This is a genomic window from Halorientalis persicus (assembly GCF_900110215.1).
Lineage (GTDB): Archaea > Halobacteriota > Halobacteria > Halobacteriales > Haloarculaceae > Halorientalis > Halorientalis persica.
Window position 1 is genome coordinate 32076 of the sequence record NZ_FOCX01000015.1, and the last position, 12050, is coordinate 44125.

The window sequence follows — 12050 nt, forward strand, 5'->3', positions numbered from 1 at the left end:
CGCCGGCGGCGCGTGGATGCTACAACTCCAGTCCGCGAATCGCGACCGCTTCCTCGCCGTCCTGCACTTCGCCGATGATCTGGCCGTCGGTTTCTGCCGCCAGCGCCTCGGCGTTCTCGGGGGCCAGCGCCGCCACGAAGCCAGTGCCCATGTTGAACGTGCGGTGCATCTCCTCGTCGGCTACGTCTCCCTCTTTCTGAACGAACTCGAAGACGGGCTGGGCCTCGAAGGAGTCGGTGATTTCGTAGCGGAAATCGCCCATCCGGGTGAGGTTCCCCCAGCCACCGCCGGTGACGTGGGCCGCCGCGTTGGTGTCGTGCTCCCGGAGCGGATCGAGCAGATCGGTGTAGATCCGGGTCGGTTCCAGCAGTTCCTCGGCGATGGAGCGATCCGGATTCGGCGGGAACGGATCTGTGTACTCGTGATCTTTCGTCACGGCCTTGCGCGCCAGCGTCAGGCCGTTCGAGTGGATGCCGCTGGAGGGAAAGCCCACGAGTGCGTCCCCGGCCTCTGCTTCGCCGGGGAACAGCGAACCCTTCTCGGCCAGCCCCGCACAGGTCCCGGCGATGTCGAGCCCCTTGACGACTTCGGGCATGACCGCTGTCTCGCCGCCGACGAGTTCGACGCTCGCGCGGTCGGCACCCTCGGCCAGCCCGTCACCGATCTGTTCGCTCGTCTCGTCGTCGGGTTCCGCCACGGCGAGGTAGTCGACGAAGGCGACGGGGCGGACACCCGCGGCCACGAGGTCGTTGACGTTCATCGCGATGCAGTCGATACCGATGGTCGAGTAGTCGTCGATGGCCTCGGCCACGAGGAGTTTCGTGCCGACGCCGTCGGCCGCCAGCGCCAGGTAGCGGTCGCCGATGTCGAGCAGGCCCGCGAAGTCACCCTCGAAGCCCTCGGTCGCGCCGATCAGGGCGGCCGTCGCCGCCTCGCTGGCGTCGATGTCCACCCCGGCCTCGGCGTAGGTCATCCCGTCGTCAGCGTCGTCGGTCATATCCGAGTTCGGGCCCGGCGCGCGCAAAAGCCCGTCGGTCGCCGACAGGCCTCAGAACAGCCCGAAACCGAACAGCGCCCAGAGGCCGAGGGCCAGCGAGGGGACGAATACGGCGACGAACACCGGCAGACTCCACTCTTTGACCGTGTTCCCGTCCAGCGGCCCGAACGGAATCATGTTGAACGCCGCGAGAAAGAGGTTGATCGTGAGCCCGAGACCGCCGATGGACGCGAGAAAGCCGCTCCCGAAGAACGCGAGCGGCGCGAAAATCGCAGCCAGCACGAGGTTCGTCACCGGGCCGGCCAGTGCGATCAGACCGTTCTGCCGAAGCGTCGAGCGTCCCTGGTGGTAGACCGCGCCGGGTGCGGCGAAGAGAAAGCCGATCAGCGCACCCATGATCGCGACGAACAACATCCCGTAGTCCGCCCGGAACTCCGCGATCTTGCCGAACCGCATCGCGACGACCTTGTGAGCCAGTTCGTGCAGGAGGAAGGCCACGCCGACGGTCAGGAAGCTCAGGCCGAACGTCTGGATCGCCTGCGGGACCGAGAAGCCACTGAATCCGGGGAGCAAGAGGAGACTGAACGCAACACTCAACGCGACCCAGGCCGCCCCGAGATCCAGCAGTTCGCGGGTGGAAAAACGGATGTTCACGCGACCAGCCCCCAGATCAGGCGGGCGCTGTTCTCGGCTCCCCGGGCCATCAGCTGGACGACCTCGCCGGTCGAGCCGATCTCGGCGAAGAAGTACGGCAGGAGGACGAAGCCAAAGAGCGCGCTGGCGATCATGCTCCCGATGTTGGTCATCGCGACGATCAGGATGAGTCGGAACAGCGGCACGTCGAGCATCCGGGCGAACAGGTCCCTGACGGGTGCCTGCTCGTCGTCGAGGATCTCGTTGAGCGTGTTGATGTCACCGATGTTGACCGAGGTGTACCGGAGTTCGACGTAGCCGGCGAACCAGCCCGGAGCCAGCAACGGGTTGAGACTGGTCAGCCAGGCGACAGCGCCGCCGACGGTCGCGCTCTGCCAGTGTGCGCCCGCGAGTTTCGCCAGCCCGAACGCGATGAGCCCGTTGATCAGGAACCACGAGCCGAAGATCTGGATCAACAGCCCGGTCGAGATACCCTCGACGCCGGTCGCGACGGCCATCACCAGCAGGGCGAAGATGACCAGGAAGCCGAGCGTGAACAGGTACCCGAACAGTTTGAACAGCGAGAACCGGCGGCCGGACTCGACGCCGATCAGCGACTCCATCGCCGGGAGTGTCTCGGGATGGTCGAGGTACTCCTCGATCCCTGCCCGGTGGCCCGCGCCGACGACCGCGACGACGGAGTAGCCCGCGTCGCGCAACTCGACCAGGTTGTGCGCGATGTAGGCGTCGCGTTCGTCGATCAGCGCCTCCGCGCCGCCGGGCGAGAACCGGCGGAACTCCTCCATCATCGCCGAGACGACGTCCGTGTTCGTCATCTCGGACATATCCAGTTCCTCCAGGTCTTCCTCCTCGCTCGACCCCGTGAGCAGGAGCGCCAGCGGCATCCCGACGGCGAGAGTGATGGTGACCGCGATCGCCAGGCCGTCGAGGACGCCCACCAGTATGCCCGGGACGAACCCGACGCCACCCAGCAGGAGTGGGCCGACGAGCAGTTCCAGCGGGATCGCCAGGAAAACACCCAGCATGAAACCGAAGGTCATCCCGGCCACGATTGGGTCGGCGACGCCGGCCACCAGCCCGCCCAGTAACTTGATCTTCTCCAGCCCGGTGAGGCGGGCCCAGAACCGCTGGATGGTGGTCTGGATGTCCCGATCGACCAGCGCGACCCCGAGCCCGAACTCTTCGGCGGTGTCGACGGCGGCCATCATGTCCGCCCCGGGGTCGACGTCGAACTGGTCGCCGAGTCGGGCCTGGACGTAGGATAGCATCCAGTAGGCCAGGAACTGAAAGACCGTGTTCCCGCCGAGCAGGTCGCTCGGATCGAGGTCGTCGGGTGTTTCGCCCTTGAGTTGGCGATATCGCCCGTCGTCGAGTTCGACCGCGACCACATCTGGCTGTTCCTCCTCGATGGTCTCCTCGACCTCGCGGACGCTGTCTTCCGAGACGTGGGCGGTCCCCAGCACCGTCACGTGCCCCTCCCCCGACGGGGTCGACGGGTCCGACGGCGTCGGTGCCGACCGTTCGCTCATTGCGCCGTCATAGACGACCCCCCGTCTTACGATTGTCGGGACGACAGCGTCCGCCTCGCGAGCGACGGCTCGGAAGACTCTTTTCCCACGGACGGAAACCCCGGGCCAATGCCGGATCTGATGGACACCTACATCGAGAATCGCAAGATGATCCAGCCCAACCACGCGAACAACCTCGACACCACCCACGGCGGGAACGTCCTGAAGTGGATGGACGAGGTGGGTGCGATGTCCGCGATTCGGTTCGCCGGCAGCGACGTACTGACCGCACGGATGGAACAGACCAACTTCCGTGGCCCCATCCCCGTCGGCGAGAACGCCCTCATCGAGAGCTACGTCTACGAGACTGGGACGACGAGTATGCGCGTCCGGGTCCGGACCTTCCGCGAGGACCTCCGGACCGCCGAGACCGAACTGACCACCGAGTCCCACCTCGTGTACGTCGCCATCGACGAGGAGTTCGAACCCCGGAGCGTCCCGGAGTTGACCGTCGAAAGTGAGCGCGGCGAGAAACTGCTTGCGGCCGCCAGAGAGAGCGACGAGAACCACGACCACGACGAGTGAGTGTTCCGGGCCCCGCGACTGCCGAGGGCCGTCCTTTTGCGTCCCGGCGTCCTATCCCGGGTCATGGGACTGGATGTGGACACCCCCGAGCCGCCGGAACTGGAAGCGTTCGACCCCAACGAGTACGAGGACGCCGAAGTCGTCGGCGACACGGACTTCCGCCGCGACGAGATCGAGGACTTCCTCCACGATGGGGCCTGGGACTGTGCGTTCGGTGAGTGGACCGACCACACCGATCTGGACACCGACGACTACGACATCGTGACCGACATCGGGCTGATCGAGCGGTTCGACTTCTTCTGGGACTCCCACGCCGACCGCGTCGGGTACCACGCCCCGGGCCTCCCCGAGGACTGGAAACAACACGACCTCCACCCCGATCTGGACTCGTGGGGCACCGTCTCCTCGATCAACGCCGAACTCACCGAACTCGGCCAGATCGTCTGTGACGTACTCAAAGACGACTACATCGACTGGGAGACCGACTACGAACCGCCCGAAGACCTCCCCGACTTCTAGGGTCGGTGGCAGTCGGGACCTTCTTAATGGGTGACCCCCCTCCATTTAGACATGGCAGAGGTCATCCCGCCGACGGAACGGGTTTGCGAGCGCTGTGGCCGTCACGACCGCTGGGACGACGACCGCGACACCTGGGTCATCGTCACCGAGGGCGAAGGGAAAGCAGTCGGCAACCCCCACTGTCTCCACGAGTGGGATATCAACGGCGATTACAACCCCTTCGAGGGGTGACTACGTCCCGCGAAGCGGCCATATTCTCGTCAGTTACACACGCCGACCGGCAGGTTTTCACAGCGGGTCGTGGTACCTGGTACCATGGCCATCGGTTGTAAACTCTGCAAGCGGCAACTTCCCGATACCAGTCACGACGCCACCTGTACCTGCGGGTGGTGGCTCGACGGGAACTGCAGCGAGAACCACCGGGAGTGGTGCCCCCATCACGGCGAAGACGGCTGGCTCGGGGCCGTCGAGATCTGACCGTCGGAAGGCGTTTTTGCCTGCCGCCCGTTCCCCGAGCCATGCCCACACTGTTCGTGACCGCGCCCCCCGAGGACGCGGCATCGATCGCCGAACGACTCGTCGAAGAACGGCGTGCCGCCTGTGTGAATCGGTTCCCCTGCCGGTCGACCTACCGGTGGGATGGCGAGGTCCACGACGAGGACGAGGAGATCCTGCTGGTCAAGACCACCGAGAGCGGGTACGAGGACGCCAAAGAACGCATCGCCGAGTTACACCCCTACGATCTCCCTGCGATCGAGCGGTTCGACGACTCCGGCGTCTCCGCGGAGTTCGCCGATTGGCTCGACGACTGCGTCGCCCCGACGGAGTAACTCGACTCAGTCCTCGTCGGGCACGTGCGCCTCGGCGATCGGTTCGTCGGTTTCCGCGTGTTCCCGAGCGATCTCGACGTACTGGTCGCCCGCGTACTGCCAGACCGAGTCCTCGACCTCCTTGACGACTTCCGCGGGCTGACCGGCGACCAGCACCGACTCGGGCACGTCGGTGTCTTCGGTGACGACGCTGTTGGCTCCGACCAGACTCTCGGCACCGATGGTCGATCGGTCGAGGACGATGGCCCCCATCCCGACCATCGCCCGCTCTCCGACCGTCGACGCGTGGACGATTGCGTTGTGTCCCACCGTCGCGTAGGGGCCGATCTCGACGCCCTCGTGGAGCGTCGCGTTGTCCTGCACGTTCGCCCCTTCCCGGAGGACGATCTCGCCGTGATCGCCACGGAGAACGGTCCCCGGCCAGACGCTGGCCTCAGCTTCCAGCGTCACGTCTCCGATGACTGTCGCCGCCGGGTCGACGTACGCCGAGTCGGCGATCGTCGGTTCGACACCGTCGAATGCTCTGATCATCGTGCGTGCCGTCCGACTCCAGTGACAAAAACGACCCGGCTCGCACCCCGGTTCGACGCCCCTGGTCGACTCCGATGAGCCAGAGTTCGCTTCTGACGGGGTGGTTTTCAGATCTCGTAACTGGCGCGGAGGACTTATTCGGGACGTTCGACGAGTAGTGTCTATGCCAGCGAACGGACGCGACATCGCGGTCTTCGTCGTCGGGCTCGCGGTGGCCGGTATGGCCCCGATTCTTGCGTTCCCGACGCTCGAATTCGCCCCGATGCTCGCGCAAGTCTCCACCCTCGCGGGTGGCGTCCCGATCCACCACATCGGGGTCGTCGTCCTCGTCGCGCTCGTGGCGGCCGCCTGGGTCGACACTGGGCTCGGTGAACGGACGAACGACCGCGAACACTGGGATTGACGACCGCCGACGAAGAGAAAAAAGTCGCCGGGGTTCTCAGGGCGTGACGATGCCAGCGCCGCCCGCGGGCTCGGCGATCATCGTTTGACTCTCAGAGTCGTTGGTCGACGTGTCGGTCGACCCGTCACTGGCGGTATCGTCGCCGGTCGTGTCGTCGCCGCTGGTTTCGTTGGTACCACTGTCACCGCTCGTTTCGTCGGTCGTCGACTCGTTACCGTCGGGCTGTGATTGGCCGAACTCTGTCCGCTCGAGGTCGACCTGCACGGGCGAGTCGTCTTCGCCGATGACTTTCCCCTCACTCACGTGGGTCGTGGCGTTGTACATGTAGCTGGAGCCACTGCTCAGGTTCTGGTACACGTTGGTTCTGATGGTGTACGGTCCCGCGGCTTCGACGGCCACGTCCGTGTAGCCCTGTTCGGTCCCCCAGTTCTCGTAGCCGGTCGTCGAGTACGGCACCGTCATCTCGAACTCGCCGTCCGGCCCCGTCTCGACACGCTGGGTGTACCGGAACGTCGCGTTGGCGGAGTTCAGCTCCATCGGGACGGAGGCGATCACCGTCCGGTTTTCGGGCCCAGTTCCCTCGATCGTCGCGCCGGGGACGCGCTCGAAGACCTTCGTCCACGGTGGCGAGGGGCTCTGCGGTCCCAGCAGGATACTCTGGATGCCTCGGAGTTCGGTCCGTGTGGAGTTCCGGAACTCGTTGACGCCACCGGACAGCGAGGTCACCTCCCGCCGGAACCCACGCTGGTACGGACTCCCGGGCTGGAACGCGGACGTGTTCGAGTTGTAGACCAGCCGATAGTGGTCCAGCGCCTCGACGGCTTCCGGCGGGTTCGGTCCGACTCCGCCGATCTGGGCCGTGCTGTCGTTCTCGGCGAACTCACGCGCCTCTCGCATCGAGTCGTATACCCGGTAGGGGTTCTGGTCTCCACGGGGCAGCACCTTGGCTTCCTGGCCCTGTCCCTGCTGGATCGTATCGTAGTTGAGGACCACCGGTCGCGGCTGGCGGGCGCTCCCGTGGAAGTGCCACAGGCGGTTGACCATGCTCTCGTAGTAGCGCTGGGTCTTGAGATTGTAGCCGACCCGGGGCTGCCCGGTACTGACGTCGATTACGGGGCTGTAGTAGTCCGACGTCTCCGTGCTCTCGTTGAAGATGGTCGGCGCGAAGAACTTCCCGCGGGAGAGCCGCGAGTAGGTGTTGACCATCTTCCAGTCGATCATGACGTATCGCGTCTCGGCGTCGGCGTCGTCCTCGCTGACGTTCGCCAGCACGTCACCCGCCTGCTTCTCGGTGGGTGCGAGCAGGAAGTTCGCCGCTTCGGTCGCGCCCTGCTGGAACGGGTTGGCGGTCGGGATGCGCCCGCCGCGCTGTGTGATCCAGTGTCCGTAGTCCCACCAGGACATCACGCCGTATGCCCCGTCCGGGTAGTCGTAGTCGTCCTGTCTCGGGACCGTCTCCGTGAAGTCCATCGAATTGTTCGCGCCGCCGTAGGTCCCCGGAGTGGGCGTGTTGCTTTCCATCCAGTCGAGGCTATCCGTCCAGCCGACCACGCCGGGACTCGGGCCCGCTCCGCTCCCGCGCTCGATGACCGTACTCGAACCGGCCGTCATCGGCACGATCATCGGAGCGATCACCAGAATCAGCACCGCCATGATCGTCAGTACCTGGAACGTCTCGATCTCTTCGAGCGATCCGGTCGGGGACACGTACTTTGCGACCAGCGCGATGATGTAGGCGTTCAGCACGGCGATCGGGAGCGTGAGGTAATACCCGAACCGGACCTGGGTCATCGTCGCCAGCAACATAATCACCGTCCAGATCATCACGAAGACCGTCTCAGCCCGCTTTTCCGTGCCGCGAACGTGGCCGGCCAGCAGCGCGACCAGTCCCGCGAAGGCACCGAACCACGCCAGACCGTAGCTCCCGAACAGGCGCGGAAGCAGATCACCCAGCGGGACCGGCTGTGCCTCCCCGATAGTCTGTGCCTGCGCGCCGCCACCCAGGCCGATGAATCGATCGGTGTTCTTGACGATGTAGCCGAACACATCGGGTACGATCACGGCCGCCAGCACCGCGGCCGCGGCGATAGCACCGAACACGATAGCCGGGTACGCCCGCCGGTCTATGTCGGCGTCGTCGACCGCCCGGGCCAGCCACGCCATGAACACGGCTCCGGCGGCCACAGCGAACGCGAGGAGCGGCTGCATGAACGAGAAGTCGACCCCGGTCACCTCGAACGTACTGAGCGGGATGAACGAGAGCAATCCGGTGACGACGAGCGCAATCACGCCAACGAAGGCAACGTGTTCCGGACTGCGACCGCGAAGATAGTCGAGATTCAGCTGGATCACGAGGAAGACGCCGAAGATACCGACCAACAGGAGTGCAGGTGGCCACACCCAGATGTACAGCGCCATGGCGACGCCGGCCAGTGTCGCCCAGCCGGCGGACGGCCGGAGCGCGTCCCACTCCCGGTTGACCACGAGTTCCCAGACCGGCATCTCGTCCTCGGCGACCGAGACGGCGATCATGATCGCGACAACGGCGACCATCTGGAACAGCGCCTCGGCGACCTGGTGGTCGGAAAACCCGACGATACTCCGGTTGAGGAAACTCCCCGAGGAAAGCGCCAGGATCAGGACGCTGACGAGGCCACCGAACCGGCCGCCCAACCGTTTGCCTGCGAAATACACCGGGACCGCGACGAGCGTGCCCATAACCGCCGGCGCGACCAGCAGTGTCATCGCGACCGTCTGGTCGCTCGGATTGCCGAGCCCGACGATCAGCGCCGCCGTCGCGACCAGTTGGTCGAACAGTGTCCCGAACTGGCCCGAGGCTGTCCCGTACGGGAAGTACGTCCACGGGTCGAACGGCATCGTCCCCGGCCAGTTGTCCACGACGTACTGGGTCTGTCTGTAGTGGTACCACGCGTCGTTTCCGGAGAAAAACACGTCTCCGTCCCTGACGAAGTTGCTCCAACTCCGCAGTCGGACCCACAGCATGAATCCGAGCAACACGACTAGCGTCGGAATATGATACCAGTCTTGGACGTCTTCGAGGACGTTGCCGACATCGTAGTCCTCGAAGTACCCCCGGCGTTGACTCATTGCCCGGGGTAAAAACGAACTGGGGGATAAGCTTTGTCAAATCGTCTTCTTCTCGCCCGCTGTACCGCGGTTCGGATACCGTTCCGAGAGCGGTTCTGTGCCCGTTATTCCGGACATTGGCCTTTCGAATCGAACCCCGACACCGACACAACACTCACGTGGGGCCACCTCGAAGGATTCGGAACCGCCGACGTGTCCCCACCGACACGTCGGACCGACGACGATGACCCGCCAGAACTCACTACGGACGGCCCGAGGCGACGAACGAGCCACCACGGTCTCCGATAGCATGGCCGCCGGTTCGCTGGTCGTCCTGGCTGTGGTCCTCGCGGCCGGGCTCGGACTGGGCGTGCTCTACGCTCCCTCGGAGGGTGGAGGGAACACGACGCGCGCGAACTTCAGCTACCAGCACTTTTCGGATGATTCGGCCCTGATCGTGACGTTCACCAGGGGCGATTCGATCCAGGCCGGCGAGCTCGCCCTCGTCAGCGGGGAGGCAAACAGCACCTGGGCCGAAATCGCCAACATGACTGCGTCCAAGACACTCTCCGAGGGATCGACGATCCAGCTGTCCGCCAGTGGACGGTTCGGCAAAGCGATCACGTCGAGTACGCAGGTCAGGGTCCTCTACACCGGCGGGAACGAGACCCGCGTGCTGTCTCGCTGGCCGCCGAACGGTACTGCCGGATAGAAATACCTTTGTCGGGCGGGTGACGAGCCGTCTCTATGCGGGTCTCGGTCGTTCTCTGTACCCACACGCTCGACCGCTACGACGCCTTCACCGAGGCCGCCCACAGCGTCCTCGAACAGACACACGGCGATACGGAACTGGTACTGGTCAGCGACGGCTCCGAACCCGTCTACGAACAGTTCCAGTCCGACTTCGGCGACCGCGAGGACGTGATCACACACTGTAACGACGAGAACGTCGGCCTGCTGGAGAGTCGCAACAACGGGGCCGAGATCGCCACCGGCGACGTGGTCGCGTTCGTCGACGACGACGCCGTCGCCGAGGAAGACTGGGTCGCCCAGCTCGTCGAGGCCTACGAGTACCGGGACGCCCTCGCGGCCGGCGGGAAGATGACCCCCGAGTGGGTCGCCGGCCGCCCCACGTTCCTCCCGGAGGAGTTTTACTTCCTCGTCGGGGTCACCCAGCGCGGGTTCGCCGACGGCCCCGGCGAGGTCCGCAACACCTTCGGCTCGAACATCTCCTTTCGCCGCGACGTGTTCCTCGAACTGGACGGGTTCGACACCGACATCGGGGGTCGCAAAGGCGACGAGAACCTCCAGGGCGGCGAGACCGAACTCTGTGCCCGCCTGCGCGAAGAGTACGACGCTGGGGTCTACTACAATCCCGACGCGCGCGTCGCGCACAAGGTCTTCGAGTACCGCACTGATCCGAAATGGTTGCTCGACCGCGCGTTCTGGCAGGGGTACTCCAAACGCGGGATGGAGGTGCTGGTTCCCGAGTCCACGGGCGAAGAGTACGACTTCCTCGGCCAGTTGCTCGGGGAGTTCGTCCCCGACCGCGCGACGGATCTCGTCACCGCCCCGTCCCGCGAGAAGGCAGTCCAGTTCGTGATGCTGTTCGTGTTCACCGCCGCAGTCGGGGTCGGCTATCTGTACGGCGCGACGAAGTGGCGCTGAGAGTCGGCGCCCCGACCCGAGTCCGGCGCGCCGTCGGTACGCTTAAGCGCTCGCCGTCGCTCGGCTCCGACAATGACAGCCGGGGCGACCGACGGCGACGCCGGGGAGAGCGCTGGACCCACGACTCGCCTCGCGGACCTCGACGTGGCAGTCGCACACTGGGGGATCAACGCCTGGGGCGGTGCCGAGTACCTCGTCACCCACCTCGCCGAAGCCCTCGACTGTGACCGGGTGTACACGCTCGGCGAACCGGACCCGGACGACCCCAACCCCTACGGCGACGTGCGGTTCGTCGACGTGACCCGGGACCTCTCCCCGGCCCCGCTCCGTCGCCTCCAGGCCGAGGCCGGCCGCGTCTTCGAGTACGCCCTCTGGGAAGACGTGGACTGGCGCGAGCACGGCGACCCGGACGTGCTGGTGACCTCCGGTGCAACCACGCGTGCGGTCATCACACCGGACGACACGCTCCACCTGAACTACTGTCACTCACCGCCACGGTGGTTCTACGATCTCTATCACGACCGGAAAGACTCGCTCGTGGGCCAGCTCGCACGCCCACTGGTGCGGTATCTGCGGATGCGCGACGCCACCGTCGACCCCCGCGTCGACGGCTACTTCGCCAACAGTCCGATCGTCGCCCGCCGCATCCGGAAGTTCTACGACCGTGACTCGGAGGTGCTGTATCCGCCCGTGGACCTCGCGGCCTACGAGAACCGCGGCGACGAGGGCTTCTACCTCCACCTCGGCCGACTCGACGAGGAGAAAGGCGTCCCCGCGGTCGTCGACGCCTTCGCGGGGAGCGATCACCGACTGGTGCTTGCCGGCGGCCGCGGTGACGTAGACGATCGGGTGATGGACCGGATTCGCCGCGCCGACACCATCGACTACCGCGGGTTCGTCGACGAATCCGAGAAGTACGACCTGCTCGCGACCTGTCGCGCACTGGTGTTCAACGGCCGCGGCGAGGACTTCGGGATCGTCCCCATCGAGGCCAACGCCAGCGGGAAGGCAGTGTTGACCCGCGACGAGGGGTTCCCCGCGCTCTTCGTCGACGACGGGGAGAACGGCTTCCAGCACGATGGGTCGGCAGAGGGGATCCTGGACGCCATCGAGCGGTTCGAACGGGACGGGATCACGGGGCACCCACGGGAACGCGCCGACCGGTTCGACGTGTCGGCCTTCCGCGACAGACTGCGGGCGGGGATCGAGCGCCGCTACGACGAGTTCGGCCGCGTCGGCGCGGTCGGCAGTCGGGGTTAATACAGGTG

Annotated in this window: 14 protein-coding genes; 9 read left to right on the forward strand and 5 right to left on the reverse strand. The window is 65.7% G+C overall.

Translation table 11 applies throughout. The features are described from left to right. Positions 1–19: 19 nt before the first annotated feature. The 3 genes from purM to BMX17_RS15405 are packed head-to-tail and all read right to left on the reverse strand — an operon-like array spanning position 20 to position 3180. Positions 20–997 carry a phosphoribosylformylglycinamidine cyclo-ligase gene (gene purM / locus BMX17_RS15395; RefSeq protein ID WP_092661664.1) on the reverse strand — a complete coding sequence of 326 codons (978 nt, stop codon included), beginning with the start codon at positions 995–997 and terminating at the stop codon, positions 20–22. A gap of 51 nt (positions 998–1048) precedes the next feature. Continuing rightward, complete coding sequence (locus tag BMX17_RS15400) at positions 1049–1645, reverse strand: zinc metalloprotease (RefSeq protein ID WP_170845435.1); 597 nt, start codon at positions 1643–1645, stop codon at positions 1049–1051. A 2-nt stretch (positions 1646–1647) separates the two neighbouring features. Beyond that, the gene (locus BMX17_RS15405; protein ID WP_092661668.1) at positions 1648–3180 is read right to left on the reverse strand and encodes a TraB/GumN family protein; all 1533 of its coding nucleotides are present in this window, start codon (positions 3178–3180) and stop codon (positions 1648–1650) included. 108 nt (positions 3181–3288) lie between these two features. On the opposite strand from BMX17_RS15405, the gene BMX17_RS15410 reads away from it, so the two are divergent. The 5 genes from BMX17_RS15410 (at position 3289) to cutA (ending at position 5093) form a co-directional block, all read left to right on the forward strand. Continuing rightward, a complete protein-coding gene (locus BMX17_RS15410; RefSeq protein WP_092661670.1) occupies positions 3289–3744 on the forward strand; it encodes an acyl-CoA thioesterase in 456 nt (151 codons plus the stop codon). A gap of 63 nt (positions 3745–3807) precedes the next feature. Next, positions 3808–4263 carry a DUF7992 family protein gene (locus tag BMX17_RS15415; protein WP_092661672.1) on the forward strand — a complete coding sequence of 152 codons (456 nt, stop codon included), beginning with the start codon at positions 3808–3810 and terminating at the stop codon, positions 4261–4263. Positions 4264–4314: 51 nt separating this feature from the next. Further along, positions 4315–4494 carry an HEWD family protein gene (locus BMX17_RS15420; RefSeq protein WP_092661675.1) on the forward strand — a complete coding sequence of 60 codons (180 nt, stop codon included), beginning with the start codon at positions 4315–4317 and terminating at the stop codon, positions 4492–4494. An 84-nt stretch (positions 4495–4578) separates the two neighbouring features. Then, positions 4579–4740, forward strand: a complete 162-nt coding sequence (locus BMX17_RS26200; protein WP_170845431.1) for a hypothetical protein — start codon at positions 4579–4581, stop codon at positions 4738–4740. A 41-nt stretch (positions 4741–4781) separates the two neighbouring features. After that, positions 4782–5093: a divalent-cation tolerance protein CutA gene (gene cutA / locus BMX17_RS15425; RefSeq protein ID WP_092661677.1), complete on the forward strand. Its 312-nt coding sequence runs from the start codon at positions 4782–4784 to the stop codon at positions 5091–5093. Positions 5094–5099: 6 nt separating this feature from the next. On the opposite strand, the gene BMX17_RS15430 is transcribed toward cutA, so the two are convergent. Further along, the gene (locus BMX17_RS15430) at positions 5100–5624 is read right to left on the reverse strand and encodes a gamma carbonic anhydrase family protein (RefSeq protein ID WP_092661679.1); all 525 of its coding nucleotides are present in this window, start codon (positions 5622–5624) and stop codon (positions 5100–5102) included. A gap of 163 nt (positions 5625–5787) precedes the next feature. On the opposite strand from BMX17_RS15430, the gene BMX17_RS15435 reads away from it, so the two are divergent. Further along, the gene (locus BMX17_RS15435; protein WP_092661682.1) at positions 5788–6027 is read left to right on the forward strand and encodes a hypothetical protein; all 240 of its coding nucleotides are present in this window, start codon (positions 5788–5790) and stop codon (positions 6025–6027) included. Positions 6028–6063: 36 nt separating this feature from the next. On the opposite strand, the gene BMX17_RS15440 is transcribed toward BMX17_RS15435, so the two are convergent. Beyond that, complete coding sequence (locus BMX17_RS15440) at positions 6064–9135, reverse strand: oligosaccharyl transferase, archaeosortase A system-associated (protein WP_092661684.1); 3072 nt, start codon at positions 9133–9135, stop codon at positions 6064–6066. Positions 9136–9358: 223 nt separating this feature from the next. Between BMX17_RS15440 and BMX17_RS15445 the strand changes: the two genes are divergently transcribed. From BMX17_RS15445 to BMX17_RS15455, 3 genes are all read left to right on the forward strand, one after another. Next, positions 9359–9826 carry a hypothetical protein gene (locus BMX17_RS15445; RefSeq protein ID WP_092661687.1) on the forward strand — a complete coding sequence of 156 codons (468 nt, stop codon included), beginning with the start codon at positions 9359–9361 and terminating at the stop codon, positions 9824–9826. A 35-nt stretch (positions 9827–9861) separates the two neighbouring features. After that, positions 9862–10782: a glucosyl-dolichyl phosphate glucuronosyltransferase gene (aglG, locus tag BMX17_RS15450; RefSeq protein WP_092661689.1), complete on the forward strand. Its 921-nt coding sequence runs from the start codon at positions 9862–9864 to the stop codon at positions 10780–10782. 72 nt (positions 10783–10854) lie between these two features. Then, positions 10855–12042 carry a glycosyltransferase gene (locus tag BMX17_RS15455; protein WP_092661691.1) on the forward strand — a complete coding sequence of 396 codons (1188 nt, stop codon included), beginning with the start codon at positions 10855–10857 and terminating at the stop codon, positions 12040–12042. Positions 12043–12050: the final 8 nt, after the last annotated feature.

Coding starts and splice junctions, on each gene's coding strand:
- cutA (WP_092661677.1), top strand. CDS start 4,782: ATGCCCACACTGTTCGTGACCGCGCCCCCCGAGGACGCGGCATCGATC.
- BMX17_RS15455 (WP_092661691.1), top strand. CDS start 10,855: ATGACAGCCGGGGCGACCGACGGCGACGCCGGGGAGAGCGCTGGACCC.
- BMX17_RS15445 (WP_092661687.1), top strand. CDS start 9,359: ATGACCCGCCAGAACTCACTACGGACGGCCCGAGGCGACGAACGAGCC.
- BMX17_RS15435 (WP_092661682.1), top strand. CDS start 5,788: ATGCCAGCGAACGGACGCGACATCGCGGTCTTCGTCGTCGGGCTCGCG.
- BMX17_RS15430 (WP_092661679.1), bottom strand. CDS start 5,624: ATGATCAGAGCATTCGACGGTGTCGAACCGACGATCGCCGACTCGGCG.
- aglG (WP_092661689.1), top strand. CDS start 9,862: ATGCGGGTCTCGGTCGTTCTCTGTACCCACACGCTCGACCGCTACGAC.
- BMX17_RS15415 (WP_092661672.1), top strand. CDS start 3,808: ATGGGACTGGATGTGGACACCCCCGAGCCGCCGGAACTGGAAGCGTTC.
- BMX17_RS15410 (WP_092661670.1), top strand. CDS start 3,289: ATGCCGGATCTGATGGACACCTACATCGAGAATCGCAAGATGATCCAG.
- BMX17_RS26200 (WP_170845431.1), top strand. CDS start 4,579: ATGGCCATCGGTTGTAAACTCTGCAAGCGGCAACTTCCCGATACCAGT.
- BMX17_RS15420 (WP_092661675.1), top strand. CDS start 4,315: ATGGCAGAGGTCATCCCGCCGACGGAACGGGTTTGCGAGCGCTGTGGC.
- BMX17_RS15440 (WP_092661684.1), bottom strand. CDS start 9,135: ATGAGTCAACGCCGGGGGTACTTCGAGGACTACGATGTCGGCAACGTC.
- BMX17_RS15405 (WP_092661668.1), bottom strand. CDS start 3,180: ATGAGCGAACGGTCGGCACCGACGCCGTCGGACCCGTCGACCCCGTCG.
- purM (WP_092661664.1), bottom strand. CDS start 997: ATGACCGACGACGCTGACGACGGGATGACCTACGCCGAGGCCGGGGTG.